At 30.3% G+C, this 22,842-nt stretch carries 19 protein-coding genes; 4 read left to right on the forward strand and 15 right to left on the reverse strand.

Features of this window, described 5'->3' with window-relative positions; genetic code table 11:
- Positions 1-5: 5 nt before the first annotated feature.
- From BUA21_RS00735 to BUA21_RS00790, 12 genes are all read right to left on the reverse strand, one after another.
- Entirely contained in the window at positions 6-1,781 is a 1,776-nt protein-coding gene (locus BUA21_RS00735) for an ATP-binding response regulator (protein ID WP_072742617.1), read from the reverse strand.
- Between the two features lie 19 nt (positions 1,782-1,800).
- Positions 1,801-3,903 carry a Tex family protein gene (locus BUA21_RS00740; protein ID WP_072742618.1) on the reverse strand — a complete coding sequence of 701 codons (2,103 nt, stop codon included), beginning with the start codon at positions 3,901-3,903 and terminating at the stop codon, positions 1,801-1,803.
- A 26-nt stretch (positions 3,904-3,929) separates the two neighbouring features.
- Complete coding sequence (locus BUA21_RS00745; RefSeq protein WP_072742619.1) at positions 3,930-5,999, reverse strand: methyl-accepting chemotaxis protein; 2,070 nt, start codon at positions 5,997-5,999, stop codon at positions 3,930-3,932.
- A 109-nt stretch (positions 6,000-6,108) separates the two neighbouring features.
- Positions 6,109-7,219, reverse strand: a protein-coding gene (gene prfB / locus BUA21_RS00750; RefSeq protein ID WP_233242561.1) for a peptide chain release factor 2 whose coding sequence is annotated in 2 segments (ribosomal slippage) — positions 6,109-7,143 and positions 7,145-7,219 — 1,110 coding nt in all. Because the reading frame shifts where the segments join, the coding sequence is not laid out codon by codon here.
- Positions 7,220-7,234: 15 nt separating this feature from the next.
- Positions 7,235-9,976, reverse strand: coding sequence for a preprotein translocase subunit SecA (secA, locus tag BUA21_RS00755; RefSeq protein ID WP_072742621.1), 2,742 nt, complete (start codon positions 9,974-9,976; stop codon positions 7,235-7,237).
- Positions 9,977-10,050: 74 nt separating this feature from the next.
- Entirely contained in the window at positions 10,051-10,650 is a 600-nt protein-coding gene (locus tag BUA21_RS00760; RefSeq protein ID WP_072742622.1) for a DUF5317 domain-containing protein, read from the reverse strand.
- A 70-nt stretch (positions 10,651-10,720) separates the two neighbouring features.
- A complete protein-coding gene (hpf, locus tag BUA21_RS00765; protein ID WP_072742623.1) occupies positions 10,721-11,257 on the reverse strand; it encodes a ribosome hibernation-promoting factor, HPF/YfiA family in 537 nt (178 codons plus the stop codon).
- Between the two features lie 416 nt (positions 11,258-11,673).
- Entirely contained in the window at positions 11,674-12,144 is a 471-nt protein-coding gene (locus BUA21_RS00770; protein WP_072742624.1) for a flagellar protein FlgN, read from the reverse strand.
- 8 nt (positions 12,145-12,152) lie between these two features.
- Entirely contained in the window at positions 12,153-12,542 is a 390-nt protein-coding gene (fliS, locus tag BUA21_RS00775) for a flagellar export chaperone FliS (protein WP_072742625.1), read from the reverse strand.
- A 17-nt stretch (positions 12,543-12,559) separates the two neighbouring features.
- Positions 12,560-14,305: a flagellar filament capping protein FliD gene (gene fliD, locus BUA21_RS00780; RefSeq protein WP_072742626.1), complete on the reverse strand. Its 1,746-nt coding sequence runs from the start codon at positions 14,303-14,305 to the stop codon at positions 12,560-12,562.
- 12 nt (positions 14,306-14,317) lie between these two features.
- The gene (locus BUA21_RS00785) at positions 14,318-14,686 is read right to left on the reverse strand and encodes a flagellar protein FlaG (RefSeq protein WP_072742627.1); all 369 of its coding nucleotides are present in this window, start codon (positions 14,684-14,686) and stop codon (positions 14,318-14,320) included.
- A gap of 49 nt (positions 14,687-14,735) precedes the next feature.
- Positions 14,736-15,416, reverse strand: a complete 681-nt coding sequence (locus BUA21_RS00790; protein ID WP_072742628.1) for a TVP38/TMEM64 family protein — start codon at positions 15,414-15,416, stop codon at positions 14,736-14,738.
- A gap of 160 nt (positions 15,417-15,576) precedes the next feature.
- Between BUA21_RS00790 and BUA21_RS00795 the strand changes: the two genes are divergently transcribed.
- Positions 15,577-16,323 (forward strand): hypothetical protein, encoded by a 747-nt coding sequence (locus tag BUA21_RS00795; RefSeq protein WP_072742629.1) that lies wholly within the window; start codon positions 15,577-15,579, stop codon positions 16,321-16,323.
- A 41-nt stretch (positions 16,324-16,364) separates the two neighbouring features.
- On the opposite strand, the gene BUA21_RS00800 is transcribed toward BUA21_RS00795, so the two are convergent.
- Positions 16,365-18,062, reverse strand: coding sequence for a M3 family oligoendopeptidase (locus tag BUA21_RS00800; RefSeq protein WP_200796486.1), 1,698 nt, complete (start codon positions 18,060-18,062; stop codon positions 16,365-16,367).
- Positions 18,063-18,261: 199 nt separating this feature from the next.
- Between BUA21_RS00800 and BUA21_RS00805 the strand changes: the two genes are divergently transcribed.
- Together BUA21_RS00805 and BUA21_RS00810 are read left to right on the forward strand one after the other, a co-directional pair.
- Positions 18,262-18,936: a PHP-associated domain-containing protein gene (locus tag BUA21_RS00805; RefSeq protein WP_072742630.1), complete on the forward strand. Its 675-nt coding sequence runs from the start codon at positions 18,262-18,264 to the stop codon at positions 18,934-18,936.
- 130 nt (positions 18,937-19,066) lie between these two features.
- A complete protein-coding gene (locus BUA21_RS00810; RefSeq protein WP_072742631.1) occupies positions 19,067-20,719 on the forward strand; it encodes a hypothetical protein in 1,653 nt (550 codons plus the stop codon).
- Positions 20,720-20,735: 16 nt separating this feature from the next.
- Here the strand turns inward: BUA21_RS00810 and BUA21_RS00815 are convergent, their stop codons facing one another.
- Entirely contained in the window at positions 20,736-20,996 is a 261-nt protein-coding gene (locus BUA21_RS00815; protein ID WP_072742632.1) for a TIGR03905 family TSCPD domain-containing protein, read from the reverse strand.
- Positions 20,997-21,171: 175 nt separating this feature from the next.
- Between BUA21_RS00815 and BUA21_RS00820 the strand changes: the two genes are divergently transcribed.
- Positions 21,172-21,609, forward strand: a complete 438-nt coding sequence (locus BUA21_RS00820) for a Fur family transcriptional regulator (protein WP_072742633.1) — start codon at positions 21,172-21,174, stop codon at positions 21,607-21,609.
- Between the two features lie 23 nt (positions 21,610-21,632).
- Here the strand turns inward: BUA21_RS00820 and BUA21_RS00825 are convergent, their stop codons facing one another.
- Positions 21,633-22,829, reverse strand: a complete 1,197-nt coding sequence (locus tag BUA21_RS00825) for an alginate O-acetyltransferase AlgX-related protein (protein ID WP_072742634.1) — start codon at positions 22,827-22,829, stop codon at positions 21,633-21,635.
- Positions 22,830-22,842 lie beyond the last annotated feature (13 nt).

Genomic DNA, 22,842 nt, shown 5'->3' on the forward strand with positions numbered 1-22,842 from the left:
TATAATCAACTAATATTATATCTTTTATTTTTACTTCTATCAACAGTCCTAAAAGCCTTTTCTATAGCCTGAGACAACTCTTCAATTGTATAAGGCTTTTTAAGAATGTAATCTATAGTATCAACATTATACAAATTATTTTCTAAATATCCTGTCATAAGTACAAAAGGCTTATAAGGATATTTTTCTTTTACCAATTTTGAAACTTCAATACCATTCATATTTGGCATAAAATAATCACATATTATTAAATCATATTCCTTTTCTTCAAGTCTTTTTAAAACCTTTTCTCCTTTGGTCTCTAAATCTGCATCTATATTTAATAGTGCAATAAGCTGAGAAACGGTACTGGCTACAGAATATCTGTCATCTACTACCAGTATATTTTTAGCGCTGATTTGAGCCATTTCTGGTTCTAATTCTGATTCCTTCACAATACTGCATTGTTTCACATTAGTCGAAAAAATAATAGTGAATTTACTTCCTACTCCTACTTTGCTATCCACTAATATATCTGCAGAATGATTTTCTAGTATCTTCTTTGTAGTATTTAATCCTAAACCTGTCCCTTTTGCACCTTTTGTAGTAAAAAAAGGTGCAAAAACTTTCCCAATTATTTCTTCACTCATTCCTGTTCCAGTATCTTCTATTTCTATGAAAATCTTTTCATCTTTGTCATAGCTCCTGACTGTAAGTGTTCCCCCATCTTCCATGGCATCTATTGCATTTAAAATTATATTTAATATTACTTGCCTCATTTCAAACTCATTGCAATAAATACACTTTCCCGAATTCAATTCTTCTACTACATGTATTGTAGTATTAGATTTGAAATTATTATTTTTTATTTTATATTTGGCCATATTGATGCTATCTATCAATATATCGTTAATTTTATGTAAGCCCATTTTTTGATTATAACTACCTTTAATATAGCCTTTAATTTTTCCCATCATGGCTTTTCCATCAAAAGCAGTTTTATATATAATATCTAAATAATCTTTTATTTGAGGATCAGATTCTTTTAAAATAGCCATTTGAGAATAGCCAACAATAGTACTCAAAAGATTGTTAAAATCATGAGCTAAACTTTCAGATAGTTCTCCCAATATTTTTAAATTTTCCATTCGTTTTAATTCTTCTTTATGCTCATAATCAATTTTTTCCTTCATAGACAAATTTATAAGAGAAAATTTCATGAGTCCCCAATAATCATATACATAACCCTTTTCTGCACCATCAAATATAAATGCATCGTGAATACTCAACAAACTTGCCAAATCTTTTTCAAGGAAATCATCAACAATGTATTTTACAATAATCATAATATTTTTTCTTTGGCAAAGTTTTTTCATTTCCTTTTGAAATATCAATATTTCTTCTATATCCATGCTATTTGTATAAAATTTATCCTTTGTAGCATAAACTAAAACTTTTTCAAACCCTTTCTTCCTATATTTATCAATTTCAAATTCATAAAAGTCCAAAGCCTTGTCTAAACTTAATTTGCCTCTTTCATTTAAAAATATATCCTCTGAACATACAAATACCAATTGTCCCTTTTGCAATAACTTTTCTATATCAATTTGAAAATACAATTCTAACAAATTAATATCAGGTTTTTCTTCTTTTTTGTTGTAAACATATATAACAATACCATTGTCATCTAATACACTATTCAAAAGTTTTGCAAATTGAGCAATATGAGGCTTAGCAAAATTAGAACTAATGGCACCACAAAAAAGCCCTCCAACATACTCTATTTCTCTTTCATCATCCACAATATCACCTCCGAAGAGATTAAATGTCCTTCATACTCAAAGAAATTTTCCCCTTATTTATATCTACATCCAATACTCGCACATTAACTATATCTCCCACTTTTACTACTTCCATAGGATGTTTTATAAATTTATTGCTCAATTTAGAAATGTGAACTAATCCGTCTTGTTTCACTCCAATATCCACAAAAACTCCAAAATCAACGACATTTCTTACAGTTCCTGTAAGAACCATGCCTGGTTTCAAATCCTCCATCTTCAATACATCTTTCCTAAATACAGGCTTAGGCATTTCATCTCTAGGATCTCTGCCTGGCTTTCTCAATTCTTTTATTATATCTTTTAATGTAGGTAATCCTACATCTAATTCTTTTGATAGTTTATTTAAATTCGTATCAAATAATGCATCCTCTTCCAAAATTTTTTCAGCTATATCATAAGATTCTGGATGAACTCCTGTATTGTCTAGTAAATTGTTCCCTTCAGGAATTCTTAAAAACCCAGCACATTGGACAAAAGTTTTTTCTCCCAACCCCTTAACCTTTTTTAACTCCATTCTATTTTTAAATTTGCCATTTTCTTCTCTATATTTAACTATATTTTGAGCTACACTATTAGATACTCCCGATACATATTTTAAAAGAGAAACACTTGCAGTATTTAAATCTACTCCTACAGTATTTACACAATCTTCTACTACTCCCTTAAGAGCTAAATCAAGTCTAGTCTGATTTAAATCATGTTGATATTGACCTACTCCTATATGCTTTGGTTCAATTTTTACAAGTTCAGCCAAAGGATCTTGTAGTCTTCTAGCTATAGACACGGCTCCCCTTATAGACACATCTATATTTGGAAATTCTTCATTGGCAACAATTGAAGCTGAATACACACTTGCTCCAGCTTCACTAGTTATAGCATAAGAAACCTCGTTTTTTATTTCTTGCAAGGTTTCAGCTACTACCATTTCCGTCTCCCTAGAAGCCGTTCCATTTCCTATGGAGATTATGTCTATATTAAATTTATTTATTAATTCTTTTAATTTCTCTTTAGTCTTTTCAATTTGATTTTGAGGTTCAGTAGGATACACTACCGTATAATCCAAAAGTTTTCCCGTTTCATCTACAATAGCTACTTTACAACCTGTTCTAAATCCTGGATCTATACCCATAACTATTTTACCTTTTATAGGACTTTGCAGCAAAAGAGGTTTTAAATTTCCTGAAAAAACTTTTATTCCTTCTTCTTCAGCTCTTTCAGTAAGACTAGATCTTATTTCCCTTTCTATAGAAGGATATATGAGTCTTTTGTACCCATCTTCAATGGCCTTCTCCAAATATATGGTAGTTATAGTCTTGTTATTTTTTATCATATCTTCTTTCATATAATTAAGAATTTCATCATCGGGTACATCTATTTTTACTCTTAAAATTTTTTCTCTTTCACCTCTATTTATAGCCAATATTCTATGATTAGGAATACTTTTTACTTTCTCTTTGTAGGAATAATACATTTCATACACTGATTCCTCATCTTTATCTATGCATTCTGACACTAAAATTCCCTTTTCAGCAAATATATTTCGTGCCCTCTTTCTATATTCTGCATTGTCAGAAACTATCTCTGCTATTATATCCATAGCTCCAGCAAATGCTTCATCTACACTATTCACATCTTTTTCACTATCTACAAAATCTATTGCTAAATCTTCTAAACTTCCTTTAAATATTTCTTCACTCAGTATAATATTTGCAAGAGGTTCCAATCCTCTTAACTTTGCTTTTGTTGCCCTTGTCTTTCTCTTTTGTTTATAAGGTCTATATAAATCCTCTACTCTTTGAAGAGTTTCTGATGACAATATGTCCTTTTTTAATTCTTCTGTAAGCTTTCCCTGCTCATCAATGAGACGTAGCACTTCCTCTTGTCTATTTTCCAAATTTCTTAAATACATTAGCCTTTCATTGAACTCTCTTAGTACTACATCGTCTAATTCCCCAGTTTTTTCTTTCCTATATCTTGCAATAAAGGGAATAGTATTCCCTTCATCAATAAGCTTAATGGTATTTTCTACTTGAAATCGTTTAAGTTTCAGCTCTCTAACTAAAATATTTACAATATCCAATTTGCATTCACATCCTATTCTTGTATCTAATTAATTTTAAATTCTTTGATTATTTCTGCTAATTGATTACTCATAGTTTTTAAATTCTTTGTAGACTCTTCAATTGATTCCAAATAGGCCTCTTGCTCTTCTGTACTGGCCAACACTGTTTCAGTACCTGAAGAAGTCTCTTGTGAAATTTTACTTACCAAAATTACAGCATTGTTTATATCCTCCATGCCCTTAGATAATTCCTCCAACACTTTCTTGAAATTTTCTACTGTAGTAGAAACTTTCTCTGTATGAACCATTATATCTTGGAAAGTCTCAGTAGTGTTTTCTATTGTTTCATTTCCTCTTTTTACTTCTTCTACCCCTTCCTCCATAGATTTCACTGTTAAATCAGATTTTATTTGAATTTTTTCAATAATATCTACAATATTTTTAGAAGCCTCAGCTGTTTCTTCAGCTAATTTTCTTATTTCTTCTGCAACAACAGCAAAACCTTTGCCAGCCTCTCCTGCTCTGGCTGCTTCTATAGCTGCATTTAATGCCAACAAATTGGTCTGCTTTGATATATCATTTATAAAAGAGACAATATTATTTATTTCATTGGTATAACTAATCAAACTATTCATTTCCTCTGCAGATTTATTTACCTTTGCTGAAATAGAATCCATAGTGTAAATAGTTTCTTTAATATCTTTTGAGCCATCTTGAGCTGTTTTAAATGCAGTACTCGAAGAATCTAGTATGTAAGCAAATTTTTCCTCTATTTGCCTAGTCAATTGGTTTAGGTTTTTCAATATATCAGTAGTTTTTTCCACTTCCATCATTTGCTTTTCAGTATCCTCAGCAACTTGTTCTACAACACTACTTATTTCACTGGAAGCAGATATAGTCATACCAGCATTTTGACTGAGTTCAACTGAAGATTCCTCTACACTTTGTGCTGCAGCCTGGGCACTTAGAACTAAAGTATACAATGAATCCACCATTTTGTTAAATGCTTTTTCAAGCTCACCAATTTCATTTTTGGAAGTAACTTCTACCTTCTTAGTTAAATCTCCGCTTCCTATCTCATCAACTGCCACTACCATTTTTTCTATTGGAGATGAAAATATTCTAGCTACACGCATAGATATAGCTATTATTATAAATGCAATGATTAAAGTCATCATAAGTGTCCTTCTAAGTCCTGCTTTTGCAATGCTTTCTATTTCACTTTCATTTTGCTCTAATATAAGTCCCCACCCTGTAGAAGGTACTCTAGCAAAACTTCCCAATACCTTTTCTTTGTTGTCGTTTTTATAATAAACTGAGCCTCCTTTTTCTTCTTTTAATGAGAGAACTGGCCCCTTTATATCTTTTTCTACTACATTGTACTGCTTTGCCACTTTCCCTTTGAAATCTGGATGAGCAATAATTACTCCTTGCTCGTCTATTATATAAACTACGCCTGTATCTCCAACTTTATGCTCTCCTACCATTTCAGTGAGTCCTAAAAGATTTATATTGGCTGCCACAACTCCTCTTTGAGTACCTGTTGAATCCTTCCAAGGCATAGATATAACAACCACTGGAAGTTTCCCTTCCATATAAGAATCAGATACATAATTCTCTCCTTTTTCAGCTCTTTTAAACCATTCTTCATCTTTAGAATTTTTTAATTTCCCCACCCCTATTGTAGATATATAGGGTTCCCCATTATTCTCAAACAAATGAATAGATAAAATATGACTTACATCCTTTGTAGTTGAAGAAAGAATTATTTCTCCTTTCACCTTATCCATATTGTAAAAGTCTTGAGTCTTGGTCATATTTTCTATTATCTTCATTGTATTTGTCATAAATTCATCAACTTGAGCGGAAAGAGCATAGGTAAGATGTAAATTAGAAGTTTTTATATTGTTTTTTATATCTGTACTGCTAAATTTGTAATTTAGATATCCTGTCAATAGTATTGGTATGATAGATATTAATAAAAAAATTGCAATCAATTGATTTTGAATTTTTTTGTCCGAAATATTCCTTACACTTTTATTTCCTTTTTCTAATTTAGGTTTTTTGAACTTGATTTTTTTAAAATTCTTCTCTTTTTTATCCTTTTTTCTCATCAATACCACCCCTAATATTTAGATAGTCTAAATACACATATCTTATATAGTTCTACAAGTTTTATATAATTCCTTTATTTTCATGAAAATTTTTCATGAAAAAAGCTCTTTATTTTAAAAGAGCTTTTTTCTTTAAATATTCATTTATAAATACATCCAAATCTCCATCCATTACACCGTTTATATCCCCTACTTCCGCATTCGTTCTATGATCCTTGACTAAATTATAGGGATGAAAAACATAAGATCTTATTTGAGAACCCCAAGCAATTTGTGTATATTTTCCCTGTAAATCTTCAATTTTTTCCTTATGTTCTTCTTCCTTTAGTTGAATGAGCTTAGCACTAAGCATTTTCATAGCAGTAAGCCTATTGCTATGCTGAGATCTTTCATTTTGACATTGTACAACTATTCCAGTGGGTATATGAGTGATTCTCACAGCAGAATCTGTAGTATTTACATACTGACCTCCTGCCCCACTAGATCTATAGGTATCTATTTTTAAATCTGATTCTTTTATATCTATATTTATATTGTCATCAAGCTCTGGATATACATCTACACTGGCAAAAGAAGTATGTCTTCTACCAGAGGAATCAAAAGGTGAAATCCTCACAAGCCTGTGAACGCCCTTTTCAGATTTCAAATATCCATAGGCATTAAATCCTTGTATAAGAAGAGTTACAGATTTGATGCCTCCCTCTGTGTCAGGAAGAATATCCAAGGTCTTCACAGTAAATCCTTTCTTATCTGCCCAACGAGTATACATTCTCAAAAGCATCTCAGCCCAATCCTGAGCTTCAAGTCCTCCTGCTCCAGAATGAATTGAAAGAATAGCACTATTTTTGTCATATTCCCCACTTAAGAGAGTAGCCAATTTTAAATTTTCCATCTCAGTTTTGACTTTTTCATAAGCAGTTTTTATTTCTTTTCCCAAGGAAAAATCTTCTTCCTCAAAAGCTAAATCTATGAGCACCTCTAAATCTTCTATCTCACTTTTCAAATTTTCATACTCTTCAATTTTGTCCTTTAAGTTTTTAGATTCTTGAAGAACTTTTTGAGCACTTTCTATATCTTGCCAGAAATTTTCATCTGTAGCACTGTCATCTAATTCTTGTACTCTTTTTTTAATGTTTCCAATGTCAAAGTGAAACACCCAATTCTTCAATTTGTCTTTTCATATCTTGAGTGTTTTCTCTATATACATAGATATCTTCCATTAAATCACTCCAATCTTATAAATCTTTTCCACAACATTTCTTATATTTCTTTCCACTTCCACAAGGACATGGATCATTTCTACCAATTTTTTTACCTTTAACTATTGGCTTTTGTTTAACATCTTCACCTTCCTGATTGGTTCCCATCACCTTTGCAACCCTTTTTCTTTCCATCTTGTCAGGCATTTCCACATGATACAAGAAACGAACTGTATCTTCTTGAATACTCTTTATCATTTCCTCAAACATATCAAATCCTTCCATTTGATATGCCCTCACTGGATCTTCCTGCCCGTAAGCCCTAAGTCCTATACCTTGTCTTAACTGATCCATAGCATCTATATGATCCATCCATTTATTATCTACAACTTGAAGAAGTACAATTCTTTCAATTTCTCTAAATCTTTCTTCTCCTATGCCTTCTTCTTTCTTCTTGTACAATTCCTCTGCTAATTTATATATTTCTTCTTTAAGCTCCTCATCACTAAATTTTTGAACTTTTTCAACAGTCAAAAATCCTTTAGGCAAAAATATATTTTCTAAATAATTTTCAAGTCCTTCCAAATCCCATTCTTCTGGGAATTTGCTGCCTTGAGAATACATCTCTATTGCACCATCTATTATAGTTTTAGTCATAGATATGATATACTCTCTTAAATTTTCCCCTTCCAATACCTTTTTTCTCTCTCCATATATTACTTCTCTTTGCTTGTTCATGACATCATCATATTGAAGAACATGCTTTCTTATGGCAAAATTATTTCCTTCAACTTTCATTTGTGCATTCTCAATAGTTTTATTAAGAAGTTTATGTTCCAATGGTTCATCATCTGGTAGTTTCAAACTATCTACCATTCCTTGAATTCTATCTCCACCAAATAAACGCATCAAATCATCTTCAAGAGAAATATAAAATCTGGTACTTCCTGGGTCTCCTTGACGACCTGCTCTACCTCTTAACTGATTATCTATTCGTCTTGATTCATGTCTTTCTGTACCTATAATATGAAGTCCTCCAACTTTCACTACTTCTTCATGCTCTCTATCAGTCTCATCTTTGTATTTAGCATAAAGTTTCTTATAGGTCTCTCTTGCTTCCAATATTTCTTTATCATCTGTTTCATAAAAGCTATCTACAAGAGAAATAACATGATCTGTATACTTTTTCTTTTTCATTTCTTCCTTTGCAAGATATTCTGGATTTCCTCCAAGAACTATGTCCGTACCACGTCCAGCCATATTGGTTGCAATAGTCACAGAATTTATTCTACCTGCTTGAGCAACAATTTCTGCTTCTCTTTCATGATGTTTGGCATTTAAAACTTCATGAGATATACTTTCTTTCTTGAGCATTTTGCTTAAAATTTCAGATTTCTCAATAGAAATTGTACCTACAAGTATAGGTTGACCTGTTTCGTGTCTTTCCTTTATTTCCTTTACTACTGCAATAAATTTAGCTTCTTCTGTCTTATATACGCTATCATGTAAATCTTCTCTTATAACAGGCTTATTTGTTGGAATTTCCACTACATCCATATTATATATTTCCCTAAATTCATCTTCTTCAGTTTTAGCTGTACCTGTCATACCAGAAAGTTTATCATACATTCTAAAATAATTTTGGAATGTAATAGTAGCTAATGTCTTAGATTCGCTTCTTACCTCTAAGCCTTCCTTGGCTTCAATTGCCTGATGAAGTCCATCGCTATATCGTCTACCATACATAAGCCTTCCTGTAAATTCATCTACTATGACGATTTCTCCATCCTTTGCCACATAATCTATATCCTTTTTCATGAGATATCTGGCCTTCAGTGCTTGATTTATATGATGAGCTATTTCCATATTTTCTGGATCTGCCAAATTTTCAATACCAAAGAAGCTTTCCGCCTTTTTAGTCCCCTTTTCAGTTAATGTAACAGTTCTTGCCTTTTCATCCACAACAAAATCCACTACTTCTTCTTTTATTTCTCTATCAAAAGGATCTGTAGTTCTTTCACTTGGATCTAGCTTTCTTCCTTTCAAATCCTTCACAAAAGTATCAGCTACATAATAGAGCTTTGTAGATTTATCTCCTGCACCAGATATGATAAGTGGAGTTCTAGCTTCGTCTATTAAAATACTGTCAACCTCATCAATAATGGCAAAGTTCAATGGTCTTTGAACCATCTCTTCTTTATATATAACCATATTGTCTCTTAAATAGTCAAATCCAAACTCATTGTTCGTACCATAAGTTATATCACAATTGTAGGATCTTTTTCTCTCATCATTTTCCATATCATGAAGTATACATCCTACACTTAGTCCCAAGAATTCATATATTTTACCCATCCACTCTCTATCTCTTTTTGCCAAATAGTCGTTGACTGTAACTATATGAACTCCTTTGCCTGATAAAGCATTTAAATAGGCAGGAAGAGTTGCAACAAGAGTTTTCCCTTCACCAGTTTTCATTTCTGCAATTCTTCCCTGATGAAGTATTATACCACCTAAGAGTTGTACTCTAAAATGTCTCATTCCAAGTACTCTAGATGAAGCTTCTCTTACTACTGCAAAAGCTTCAGGAAGGATATCATCCAAACTCTCACCCTTTGCCACCCTATCTTTAAACTCTGCAGTTTTCTCTCTAAGAGCCTCATCTGAAAGCTTCTTTGTTTCTTCTTCTAATTCTTCTATTTCATCTACCAATGGACTTATTTTCTTTATTTCTTTTTCAGAAAAACTACCAAATACTTTTTCAAAAAAATTTTTCATTTAAAACCACCTCTCAAAAGTGTATCTACGCATCATCTAATTTTATCACTAATTTTTTCTAGTTACAACACTTGTCAAATTCTCCCTATATAATTATATCTTGAACCACTGTACTTGTTACCAAAAAACATTATCTCCTGTATCAATGTGAAAAGGCCCAAAGAAATTATCAAATCTCCTATACTGAATATATGTGGATAAGGATAAGGCTTAGGAACTATAATTATATCTCCCAGTACTGAAAGCTTTGTACCCTGAGTTATAGTCGTATATAGTGGAAGATTTCCTTGTTCTAACAATCTGTGAAATCTTTCAAACCCTTCTAATCCTATTCCTTCCAAAAGGATTGGTCTTTTCCAGTTATTTGCTGCCATAACTGTAAAATTTAAAATTGCCCCTCCAAGTACTACCCATAGGGATTTATATCTTAAATTCATTATTATACCGATAAGCAACAGTACATAGGATATAATAGCCAATTTGTTCATATACCTAAATAGCTTATCAATATAATTGACTTCATCCATGAAATTTATAACTATCAACAAATATTGTATAATTAGTGCTGCAATCAAAAGCCACATCTTTTTAAAATTGACTTTAAATAGATTGGAAAATTTACCTCCCCTTATAAGACCTATGACAATAGATAAAATAATAAATTCAATAAACAATTCTACCCCTCCCCTTCCAATAAAAAATTGCAGGATATTTATCCTGCAATTTATATATCATATTATACTATTAAAACTCTGGTTCAATCAAGCCATAATTCCCATCTTTTCTTTTATAAATAACATTTACTTCATCAGTTTCTGCATTCATGAACATGAAAAAATTGTGTCTTAACAATTCCATTTGAAGTATTGCTTCCTCTGTATTCATTGGTTTCATAGCAAATCTTTTAGTCTTCACTATCTTAGGTTTATTTACTTCTTGATTTTCTTGTGGCAATGGTTGAATATTTTCAAATCTTATAGTTTCTCCATTTTGATATCTCTTCTGAAGTTTAGTCTTATATTTCCTGATTTGTCTTTCTAGTATATCTACTGCCTTGTCTATAGAAGTATACATATCATCACTTGACTCTTCAGCTCGAAGAATGGTTCCAGGAAGGTTTATGGTTACTTCAATGATTTTTCTATTTCTTTCCACACTATAAGTAACATTTGCCTCTACATCACTTTGAAAATACTTGTCAAGTTTCCCCAATTTCTTGTAAGTAACATCTCTAAGGGCATCTGTTATCTCCATGTTTTTACCTGTACTATTTATCTTCATAAACCCAGCTCCTTTCAGTATAAGTAGACTAGCTACTTATATTTAGTATATTATATATAATACCCACACAAAACTCACTTATAACAAAATATTTTGCAAATTAAATTTATTCAACACTATTGTATATTTATTTATATATTTATCAACAGATTTACAAAGAACCTTTGTGGATACTTTTGGAGCATTTTTGTGGATAATGTGCATAAGTCTGTGGAAAACTGTACATAATAAATTTTTGACTGTGGATAAAATTCTTGATAAATAGTGGACAAGTTTTTTTAATACAAAATTCGTCCATATATGATAATATTGATAATTGTTTGATAATTATACTTATTCTTATTGTAGTATTTAGAAAAAAGTCAAGCACTATATGTAGAAAATTAGATTAAAAAAACAACTGCTAAATTTAGCAGCTATTTTTTTTCATCAATAAGTATACTTTCATTTAAAGTCTTGTTATATCCTTTATATGCTTTTTGGCCTTTTTTTATGCTTTTTAAGTTTGCTTTTATCTTTTCAAGTCCTTTGGCCATTTCCTTGTTGTTTTCATCATCTATAAGAGAAATAGCCATAAATGTCGATTTTATTTCAATTACTACTTCTTTCAGTTCCTTTAAATTTGGATAATCTTCTATCTCCAGCTCGTCTAATTCATTTACATTGTTTTCTTTTTTAAGTTGAGAAAAACAAGTCAAAAATTGTATATTTAATTTGTCTATTCTATTGATAACATTGTCTTTTTCATCTAATATTCCATTTATCTTGTCCATATCTTCTTTATCAATATATTCTCTTTCCAATTTGGTCAAATCCAATATGACATTCAACAATTTAAGCTTTTCATTAGATATCCTTATCATTTCATCAACTAAATTTTTTTCCATTTAAACACCTACTTAGCACTATATCTAGTTTTTTTAACTTCTTTAATTGCTTCCTTCCAAGTGTCTCTTAAGTCCGTTAAGAGTTCTAATGCTTCATCTAGTGGTTTCACATCTTTTTTAATATTTCCATCTACCAATTTTTCCATCACAAAATCATATATACTTCTCAAATTTTTAGATACTTCATAGTCCATATTAAGTGAAGCATTTAACTCAATTACTATATCCTCTGCTCTAATAATGGCCTCATGAGCTTTAACTACATCACCTTTTTCTATATTTAACTTTGCAATATTTATAAATTTTATTGCACCATCATACAACATAAGGGTCAATTCTTCAGGTGTTGCGGTAAAAACTGTGTTTTGTTTGTATTGATTGAGAGCATCGTATGCCATATTCCCCATCCTTTCAACTATTTACTAGAAAACTGTTGCATAAGCCACATACTTTGCTGGTTCATACGAGAAATAGCCTTTTCCATAGCAGCAAATTGTGAATAATAACTATTCTCCTTTCTTATTAAATAATCATTTAAATCATCTATCCTCTTTTCCAATTGTAGCACATCTTTATCAATAGTACTAATGCTACCATGCTTTGTAACAAATTCTATGAGCATATTAGATTTTACATTTCTATATATATTTGAATCTTCTCCTGTACCAGACTTTTCTATTATATCCTGCATACCAGAAATAAGATTGTCATAAAGTCTTGTAACAACACCACTTTGTTGTCTTTTAGCTCTAATTTGTTCACCACTCAAATCCTTTTCTGACATATAAGAAGTAACACCTTTAAGTTTATCTTTTCCATATTCAGGTTCTTTAAAGAACAACTCCAATACTCCATTTGGATCTTTTCTTATAGCATCTTTTAGCTTAACTTCATCAATAACGAGTTTGCCACCAATAACTCCTCTTGAATACTTTTCTGTATCTATTCCTATTTGAAATAGGCGATTGAAACTTCCCTCTACATCTTTTACTTCATTATACATCCAAGTTCTTGAATTTTGCATGGTTCTAGACAATAAATCATCGCTTCTTAATAGTCCACTTTTAGCCTTTTCTTCCCAAAGCTCTATATCTTCCTTTTCCATTGCTTTTTTCTGATCTGCTGTAAGAGGTTTATAATCTCCATATCTTTTATCTGTAAGAAGTTTACTTGTCTTTTCCACCAATTCATTATAGTCATCTACAAATTGCTTTATCTTGTCATAAAAAGCATCTATATCTGTCCCTATAGTAGTAGTAAATGCTCCTATAGATTTTAAATTAAAGTCTATGCCATTTATAGTGAATTGATTGGAATCCATAATAATATTTTCTGCCCCATCAAAATTTACAACAGCAGATTTGCCAGTTTTTTCGTCACCAATGTTGTACTTTGCACCATTTACATTTAGATTAAGTGCATCAATAAAAGCTTTTCCATAACTATCAACATCCGCCGAAATCTTCAACTTTGACCCTACTCCTGTATCTTCTGTCTGCAAGAAAAATCTATCTATATTTGCATCATAGTTGGCTTTTAGCCCCAAGGATACTTCTTTTTCTCCATCTTTAACCTTTGCACTATTTATAGTTTTAACCACATCATTTAAGGAAATTTCATTTAAGGACTTTTTAATATCAGCATCTTCTACATTCCCAAATTTAAATGTTTTGATGCCATTTTTAGTTTCAATAGTAAATTTTATTATAGCATCATTTCCTAGTTCAAATTGACTTGCCAGATTTTCATTGTTTCCATTTTCAACAGTTACCTTTTCTCCACTAACAGCCTTAACTCCTTCAGCCAATTGCTTAACTTCCATCTCATAGTTCCCGTTCATAGCTTTGGATGTACTGCTAACTGTTGCAATGGTTTCATCTGATGAAGTGGCTTTCTTCACCCAAGTTAAATTTTCATAGGATCTGGATACAAAGGCTCCTGTAGATGTAGTAGTAGTTAGACCAAAATTTTTTCTACTTTTCAATATAAAATTGGCATAGTCTTTATTTAGATCATTGTATATCTCTCTTTTCCATACCAAAAGCTGCTTGTCCTGTTCTACCCTATTAAGTCTCACTTTTTCCGCTTCCATGAGACCTTTTATCATTTCTTCTGTGTCCATGCCTGATGCAAGACCTGTAATTCTCAAATTGTTGTACATAATATCACCACCTTATATCTTTTTATCAACTATAAGTCCTACCGATTCCCAAATATAAGCTACCATATCTAATATTTTTTCAGGAGGTATTTCCCTTATAACCTCATCTGTAGTTACGTCTATAACTTTAACCATTATTTGTTTTGTCTTTTCATGAATAGAAAATTCAAATCTTCTGTCATATGCAACAAATTTCTCATTTGCTGATTCTATTGCCCCAATAATTTCTTCTTCGCTATATTTTCTTTCTTCATGACCCCTTAATTGTCTATTTCCTACATCTGAACTTATAGCTTTTTCTCCATCACGAATATTCCTTTGAACTATTGATGGATCATATTGTTGATTTGAAATAGTGTTTGATACACCATTTATGTGCATGAGTATTCCCCCCTCTTATACTTCTACCATATATATCGGTTAAAATAGCCTATTCTTTAACTCTATATTTACTTTTCTTTTGCCACAACAAAATTATTACAACATACCCTATTTTGATTCCAGCTGCAATTATAGCTCCTATAGGATCTTCTTTTATGCTAACTGCTTTTGCAAAAAATAAATTGGTTATGAACTGTCCTGGAATTAATCCCAATATAGTTCCAAGTAAATAATCTACAAATTTAATAGAAGTAACCCCTGACACAAAATTAGCTATACTAAAAGGTATAAAAGGCATACTTCTCATAAAAAACACATATCCCATCCCAAACTTATCTATCTTTTCTATCACTTCATTTAATGTAACTTTTCTCTTCTTTTTATTGTATATTTTATATACAATTTTCATTGCATCTTCTTGAAACACTCTGGCTATATAAAAAGACACAATAGAACCTATCACACCAGCAATGGCTATAAAAATAAAGCCTTTAATTCCAAAAAAGAAAGCTGACAGTGCATTGAGCCAAGAAATAGGTACAAAAAATATAACTAATGCCGTTGAAATAACAGTAAAAAACACAGAAAAGTTTCTATCATCTTTGGCTGTAGAAAAAAAGTCTGTTAAACTTTCTTTATCATATATATTTATACTGGTAATAAGATAAATAAGTACAGCTATAAACGCAATTATAAGTCCTATTTTCATAGCTCTTCTTTTATTTTTCATACAAACACCCCTGATATTTTCGTTATATCTATACTTTACCTCAATTTATATTTTTTTCAACTATTTTTATTCTAACAAAAAAATTACAATTCATACCCTTGTCCTTGTGAAAAATCATTGTTATAATAATTATTATAATAGTGAAAAGGATGCAGATATGATGAAAATTGGAATGAGAGCTATCGAAGTGGAGGCGAATAATTTGGAAACTAGCTATAAGATATCTGAAACCTTACTTTTTACCGATAAAAAAAATTTTTTAATCTTTAAAAAGATCAATAAGTGTTTTGCATTTATCGTAGGAATAATACCTATAATTTGTAGCATTTTTTTATTTGTTCTTCCAAATTTATTAGTTAATCTTTTTTGCGGGTTTCTAATATATTCCCCATATTATATTGAAAAGAAATTCCATATAGTTATATTGGAAGAATTTAGATTTATGATCACTTTCCATACCATGCTCCATTCGGTATTTGGAAAAACTCTTCACTTCTATGACAAATATCCACTATATGATAGCTTTCTACACTTTCTTGGTGGAGGACTCATAGCATTGGTAGTCATAACTGTAGTATTGAGTTCAGAACTACACTATTCTAAACATACAAAACATGGTATAAAATTAAAAACAGATGTATTTACTTTTGGTTTTGTAAACACTGCAGGTGTGGCTTGGGAAATACTTGAGTTTACAGGTGATTTAATATTTAGAGGAACCCCAGGATATAGACTGGCACAAGAAGATAGCCTATTTGATACCATGACAGATTTGATAGAAAACAATTTTGGAGCACTGTTTGCCATATTTGTCTTTTGGAAATTTATAAAACACAATGAAAAGAAAGGTAGAGATATGATGCTACTTTTCAAACAAGTAATACCTGAACCTGAAAAAGCCTATTAGATATATTAAAGCCCTGATAAATATCAGGGCTTTAATATTAACTAAAATTTTGAATCATCTACATTATCAAGCCATTCTTTTATAGGTCCCATGACTTTCTTTATACATCCATCTTCAAAGGGAACTTGTAGTCCTGCATATTGGACTAATTTTGAGAAAGGCATACTTCCTCCAGCTTTGCAAAGTCTTATATAATCGTTCCAAGCCTTTTCTCTATCTTCTTTAAATTTGATAAAGAATTGTAATGCACAAACTTGAGCCAAAGTATAATCAATATAGTAGAAAGGCACTTCAAATATATGACCTTGTCTAAACCAATATCCTCCTCTATTTAAGAAATCATTGTCTTCATAATCCCTGAATGGAAGATATTTCTTTTCTATTTCTCTCCATTTAGCTCTTCTTTCACAAGGAGTAGCTTCGGGATTTTCATAGACAAAATGTTGGAATTCATCTACTGTCGCACCATAAGGAACAAAATTTACAGCTCCACTTAAGTGACTGAATTTGTATTTTTCTTCTTCCTCTTCAAAGAACAATCCCATCCAAGGCCAAGTTATAAATTCCATGCTCATAGAGTGAATTTCACATGCTTCAAGAGTTGGAGCAATATATTCTGGCACTTCAATTTCTCTACTTAAATATCCTTGAAAAGCATGACCTGCTTCATGAGTAAGTACATCTACATCTCCGCTAGTTCCATTGAAATTTGAGAATATAAATGGTGATTTATATTTTGGTATATAAGTACAATATCCCCCACTCATCTTGCCTTTTTTACTTACAAGATCCATAAGTTCTCTTTCCACCATGAATGTAAAGAACTCATTTGTTTCAGGAGAAAGTTCACTATACATTTTCTTTCCATTTTCAAGAATCCAATCAGCTTCTCCCTTTGGAGTTGCATTTCCAGTTAAAAATTCTAATGGTTCATCATAGTATTTAAATTCATCAAGTCCAAGTCTTTTTCTTTGTCTATCTTTAAGTTCAATAACCACTGGTACTAGATCCTCTTCTACTTGTTTTCTATAATTAGCTACCATTTCTTTGTTGTAGTCTGTTCTGGACATTCTAGCATATCCAAGTTCTACAAAGTTTTTGAAACCTAATTTTTTAGCCATTCCATCTCTTACTTTGACCAAGTTGTCATATATTTCATCGAATTTTCCTTCATTTTCTTCAAAAAAGCTTGTATAGGCTTCATAAGCTTTTTTTCTTTCTTCTCTATCTTTAGATTGCATAAAAGGCTGCATTTGAGAAAGATTTCTTTCTTCTCCTTCAAACATTATCTTTGCAGAAGCTATAAGTTTCGCATATTCTGATACAAGCTTATTTTCTTTGATTAAATCCTCAATTATTTCTGGTGAAAAAGTTTTAAGCTGCATTTCAGCTAAATTAAATAAATGACTTCCCCATTTTTCTTCAAGTTCACTTCTAAACTTTGAATTCACCAAAGCCTTATAGTATTTAGTCATTACTTCTTCATATAGTGGCATATTCTCATCAATAAATTCTTGTTCTTTTTCATAGAATTCATCTTCTGTATTGATTGAATGTCTTATATACACTAGATTTCCCGCAGTTTCTACTTCTTCTCTCAATACATTTATTTCTTTCATGACTTTATTTTGTTCTTCTACATTTGAAGAAGCTTCAAATTTTTCAATCAAATGAGTAAAATCTTCTCTTATCTGGTCCATATCTAGTCTCTTGTACTCATAATCTTTAAACTTAATCATCTTAATGCCCCCTCTCAATATTCATTAGTTCAATGATATCAAATTTTCTGAAAAAAGAATCATTTATTAAGAAAAAATAACAAAATTCATAAGCTTTTTCTATACATAATTGTCTATCTATCATTATTTTCTATAATGCGTTGTAGACAAGCACTTCTGTGGTAAAATTCTAATAGAATATAGATGGAGGTAATAAATAATGATCATAGATACACATTTGCACGAAAGCAAATACTCTTTTGATAGTCATTTAACCTTTAAAGAAGCTATTGAAACTGCAAAATTTGTAGGACTAGATGGAATATGTGTAACAAATCATGACAATAACTATTTGCGAAAAGAAATAGGAAATTCTGCAAAGATAAATGATATTTTAGTCATAGTTGGAGCTGAAATACTTACTTTTGAAGGAGATATACTAGTTTTTGGAGTTGACAATGTTCCAGAAAATATGCTCCATGCCAATGAATTACTTGAAATAGTTGAAAAAAATAATGGTGTAGCAATAAGTGCTCACCCTTTTAGAAACAACAATAGAGGATTGGGAGAACATATAAGAAAGGTATCAAATATTCTTTCTGGAGTAGAAGCTTTCAATGGAAGCACTTTCCCTTATCATAATCTATATGCTTATGCATTAGCCACTGAACTTAATATACCCTGCTTAGGGGCCAGTGATGCGCATGTATCTCAAAATGTGGGAAAGTATGCTACTTATTTTGATTCTACTATTCGAGATGAAGAAGATTTCATTGAAGCTGTAAAATCAAAAAACTTTTGCCCTGTTATAAGAAAAAATGGTTATTTTGAAAAAATAGACATATATACTGATTTAGAAAACACTTCATTAAAATACTCCCTATCTCAAAGATAAAAGTCCTGAAATTCAGGACTTTTTTTGTATACAATATAAAACTTTCCAAAATATATTTCAAAATATATGCAAAATATATCCAAATAGTATATAATATTATATACTATTATTTTTAGACTTGGAGGAAAATATGGGTAAGCTTGATTATGAACAAATAATGGCTATTCAAGAAAATGCTACGCGAAAACTTCTCAATTATATAGATGATTTTTTCCAAAAAGAAAAAACTATTGATTCCATTGAATTTTATTATCCAGATTTTGATGAAAGAAGAACTAGAATGGCTTTCAATGTATGGATAAGTTTAGACTATAAGACTAAATATGGCAAAAATTTTATTGAACACTTTCTCGAAGAAGAATCTCATAAACTGGATGATTTGGAAAAAGAAGTACTTATAGAAAGAAACAAATCCCACATAAGTTTATTTGAAATAAAAAATATAAATGGAGATCTTATGTATGTTGAAGATATATTTAGCAACACACATCATATAGTTTGGGAACCAGAGTTATCTCAAATTGTTGAAAAATCAGAATTGATATTTGGTAGAGTTGCAAAGGTTATTGTATATGAAAAATTTGTAGGAGATATAAGTTTTCTTCCTCTAATAGGCAAGGAAACCTTTGGAAGAGCTATATATTATGATTATAATTTGATCAGAAAAAAAGAACCTGATATTTCCATGGAAGAATATCTTAGAAAATACAGTTTAAATATCTATAAAGCATATACTGATTGTATTTATGAAATTTTAGATCTTGATGATGATGAAAGCCTACAGCTTTCAAAAGAACTAGGAGAATTTGAACAATATCTTGAAGAAAATTTAAGTGAAAATACAGTTAAAAAACATATAAAAAATCTTATTGATTTGTATGATTATTATTTATATGACAATGAACTTACCTTATATGATATAGATAAAATAAATTTTGATTCTCTTTTTAAAGAAGGCATAAATTCAGGCCTTATAAGTTCTCAAACTCAGTTCAATTCTTATATTGCCACAATTAAAAAATATATAAAGTTTTTAATTGACAATGAAGTAGAAGGAGATTATAAAAAAATCTATAATGAAATACTTGATATAAGCAAAAATAGGGAAAATTATTTTACACCAAAAACCCCTATATCTATTCCATTTAAATGGGATAGAGACCTTGATATTCCTATGAAAGACAATTTGAATTCAAAGACCATTGGTTTTTTGAAAAATTATGAAAAGTATTTGTTTAGCATAGGAAATAATGATGAAAATATTGCTCCCACATCTCCACTATTAAATCTATTTTATAAATTTTCTCTATGCTACAATATATTGTCTGTTTTAAGAAATAAACTAGTGTACTCTTCAAAAAAAGATGAATATCTAAAATTGAGCGATTGGGAAAAAGCAGCTTTATTCATAGATTATATATGGAATATATTGAGATGGAATGAACTTACTCACTCTCCTCAAAATATATTAGAACAAGACAATAGATTTGAAATAGTAGATAATTTAAGCAATTTAAATACAAATACTGTATACAATTATGAAAAAGTAAAATATAAAGATATCAAAACCCCAATTTTTGATAAATATATAATTAAGTTTTTTGATCTTATGGGTTTGTTGAATTATGATGAAAGCTCTATATTCGAAAACAATTCTGGTCCAAGTATATCTATTACGCCTCTAGGGAAAAAAGTTTTCGATGTGCTTAAAGAAGATAAAAACAAAGATGTTGAAAGTATGGGAAAAATCATTCATTTGAATCAATGGAAAAAAGGTAAATAAAAGTTTGTAGGAATCCCTACAAACTTTTTTGTTCTATATTTTTATACTCCATAAGTGCCTTTGAAAACTGATCAGGACATGAAGTATCCTTATGTCCACATTTAATACCAGAAAGTCTATCTATGGCTTCATCTACTTTCATACCATCTACAAGTCTTGAAATCCCTTGAAGGTTTCCATCACAACCCCCAATAAATTCTACATTTTTAACTTTTCCATCAACTACATCAAAATAAATATATTGACTACAAACTCCTCTGGGTGTATATTGATACATATTCACGTCTCTCCTTTTCTGTCTATTTTCTTTTATTGCCTACTCATTATAATACAACATAAAATCTTTTAAGAAAAGATATTGACAAAAACAATTGCCATAAATATAATTAATTGTAACCATTGCAAATATGAATTCATTTTAATTTATAATATTTGAAAGGAGTAATATATCCATGGAAACAAATACTTTAGAATTAAAAGAATATCTACGAAATCACTATATAAAACCATCTACCATTCGAATAAAAATACTTAAATATTTAATGGAAAATAAAACTCATCCAACAGTTGATGAAATATATGAAGCACTAACTGATGATATCCCTACTCTATCTAAAACCAGCGTATATAACACATTGGATATATTCTTAAAAAAAGGTGTTGTTGCAATCGTAACTATAGACGAAAAAGAATCCAGATATGATATAGATACTTCAATTCATGGTCATTTTAAATGCGAAAATTGTGGCAAAATATATGATTTTAAAGTGTTTGTCACTGATTTAGAAGAGGAAGGTATTGAAGACTTTGAAATAAATAAAAAAAGCATTTATTACAGTGGAATCTGTAATAAATGTAAAACACAAGGAAATGGTTCTTCTGTGTTGTAACACAGAAAGCCTCTCCCTTGTGTTTATATATCAATCATATTTTGAATCATAGAATCAAATCCAGAGCTATTGTACATAAACATAACTATATCACAATCACTATTTGCAATGATTTTTTCATAACTTATCTTAATATTTCCTATATTTCTAGGATCGACAAATTGAACTTCCCTAAATAAATCAGCAAACATTAGTGTTGTAGGTGCCTGATAAGAATCCCTAAAAATAAGGATTTTTTTATCTATCAAGGATTTGTTATTTTTTATTTTTAATATATTGCAAACATTTCCCCTAATATAAGCTCCACCATAGTCCCACTTTTTCTTATTCCTAGAAGTAGCTATAACCTTTTTTTCTTCAACTCTTTTGTCTTCTTTGCCATTATTTAAAAAGTATTCATAGTTCTGCCCTTCCAAGTAAACATATATTGGATATTCATTTTCTTTCACTATCATATTCAAATTTCTATTGTAACTACCAATGAAGTCTTTTTCATCACATTTCATGACCTTGTACTTGCTAAAATGTTCCTTTAGCTTTTCAGAAGAAATATCCAGTTCCATCTTTTCAGCCATTAATTTAAAACCTTCAAATGCTCCTGTACCATTCCAATGATGGTCAGTTTTAAAATATAATTTCTCAAGTTCTTTTCCACTAAACTTATTTGACATGGCCCCATCAATATCTAAAAATGTTATATTACTTGAATTTAATTTTGATTTAAAAGCTTCTTTATTTATATTTATATTTTCTTTATTGTCTACAAATTTAGGGTATAGGTGTTTTAACATATTAGTTTTATGAGGTGTCATGGTAAAATATACATCTTTCCCCATATCAGCACTAATCTTTGATAATTCATTAATAGTACTTGAATACTTATCTAATTCCTCTCCATTTAAAATCTTTGGAAACATTCCTAAAATCCAATTGTCATCAGCAAGATAATAATTCCCAACTACGCTCTTCTTTAATTTAGCTTCAAATATTCTATTAATTCTAATCAACTTTTCCCTAAATGCAAATTGATCATCATAATAGTTTTCAAACTTTTTTGAATACTTGCCATTTTTAAAATCTTCAATTGTTGGTTTTTTTTCAAGATTCCTATTTTCAGAAACACTCACTATCTTATCTGTATTAAATAAATTCACAAAAAAGAATGTAAATATAATAATTAAAAATGGAATTGCTACACATTTGGCTTTTCTGTTATTCATTCTGAACTCCTTC

The sequence above is a fragment of the Sporanaerobacter acetigenes DSM 13106 genome, assembly GCF_900130025.1.
GTDB lineage: Bacteria > Bacillota > Clostridia > Tissierellales > Sporanaerobacteraceae > Sporanaerobacter > Sporanaerobacter acetigenes.

Excerpts from the sequence above, each read along its gene's own strand:
- BUA21_RS00745 (WP_072742619.1), bottom strand. The coding sequence starts at position 5,999 with ATGAGAAAAAAGGATAAAAAAGAGAAGAATTTTAAAAAAATCAAGTTC.
- secA (WP_072742621.1), bottom strand. The coding sequence starts at position 9,976 with ATGAAAAATTTTTTTGAAAAAGTATTTGGTAGTTTTTCTGAAAAAGAA.
- hpf (WP_072742623.1), bottom strand. The coding sequence starts at position 11,257 with ATGAAGATAAATAGTACAGGTAAAAACATGGAGATAACAGATGCCCTT.
- BUA21_RS00770 (WP_072742624.1), bottom strand. The coding sequence starts at position 12,144 with ATGGAAAAAAATTTAGTTGATGAAATGATAAGGATATCTAATGAAAAG.
- fliS (WP_072742625.1), bottom strand. The coding sequence starts at position 12,542 with ATGGCATACGATGCTCTCAATCAATACAAACAAAACACAGTTTTTACC.
- fliD (WP_072742626.1), bottom strand. The coding sequence starts at position 14,305 with ATGTACAACAATTTGAGAATTACAGGTCTTGCATCAGGCATGGACACA.
- BUA21_RS00785 (WP_072742627.1), bottom strand. The coding sequence starts at position 14,686 with ATGCACATAAATGGTGTATCAAACACTATTTCAAATCAACAATATGAT.
- BUA21_RS00790 (WP_072742628.1), bottom strand. The coding sequence starts at position 15,416 with ATGAAAAATAAAAGAAGAGCTATGAAAATAGGACTTATAATTGCGTTT.
- BUA21_RS00795 (WP_072742629.1), top strand. The coding sequence starts at position 15,577 with ATGAAAATTGGAATGAGAGCTATCGAAGTGGAGGCGAATAATTTGGAA.
- BUA21_RS00800 (WP_200796486.1), bottom strand. The coding sequence starts at position 18,062 with ATGATTAAGTTTAAAGATTATGAGTACAAGAGACTAGATATGGACCAG.
- BUA21_RS00805 (WP_072742630.1), top strand. The coding sequence starts at position 18,262 with ATGATCATAGATACACATTTGCACGAAAGCAAATACTCTTTTGATAGT.
- BUA21_RS00810 (WP_072742631.1), top strand. The coding sequence starts at position 19,067 with ATGGGTAAGCTTGATTATGAACAAATAATGGCTATTCAAGAAAATGCT.
- BUA21_RS00815 (WP_072742632.1), bottom strand. The coding sequence starts at position 20,996 with ATGTATCAATATACACCCAGAGGAGTTTGTAGTCAATATATTTATTTT.
- BUA21_RS00820 (WP_072742633.1), top strand. The coding sequence starts at position 21,172 with ATGGAAACAAATACTTTAGAATTAAAAGAATATCTACGAAATCACTAT.
- BUA21_RS00825 (WP_072742634.1), bottom strand. The coding sequence starts at position 22,829 with ATGAATAACAGAAAAGCCAAATGTGTAGCAATTCCATTTTTAATTATT.